We start from the raw sequence: 530 nt of genomic DNA, 5'->3' as shown, positions 1-530 counted from the left end.
TCGGCCGTTCCATCCTCGTGATCATTTGGCATCTACTGGCCAACCCCGACACCCGCTTCCACGACCTCGGCCCCGACCACTACACCCGGCGGACCAATCCGGACACCAGGAAGCGCGGCCATATCCGCCAGCTCGAAGCCCTCGGCTACAACGTCACCCTCACCCCGGCAACAGCCGCCTGACCCCGCCCAACCAGTCACGTGACCGGCCACCGGCCGGAAGCGTCACCATGCCCACCTAAGCGCCTAACCCGCCTCATTTTCGGACTAGCACGTCCTGATTGAGCATCCTTTAGATTAGAGGATCACTCGTAACCGTGGATGCAATTTCGGCTACGGATTTCAGACACCGGCTGAAGAACCACGCCCGCACACGAAGGCTGACCCGTTTGGGGATTCCCCAGACGGACCGGCTTGAGGGCGCCGCACGTCCTGATTGAGCATCCTTTAGATTAGAGGATCACTCGTAACCGTGGATGCAATTTCGGCTACGGATTTCAGACACCGGCTGAAGAACCACGCCCGCACACG

1 pseudogene is annotated in these 530 nt (G+C 60.6%); it reads left to right on the top strand.

Annotation, left to right across the window (positions count from 1 at the left end):
* Nucleotides 1-182 (top strand): annotated as a pseudogene (locus Y708_RS30045) (IS110 family transposase); the annotation flags it as partial.
* Nucleotides 183-530: the final 348 nt, after the last annotated feature.

Origin of the sequence: Arthrobacter sp. H5, assembly GCF_000520595.1 — a bacterium.
GTDB lineage: Bacteria > Actinomycetota > Actinomycetes > Actinomycetales > Micrococcaceae > Arthrobacter_D.
This window is presented reverse-complemented; position numbering and strand designations above follow the sequence as displayed.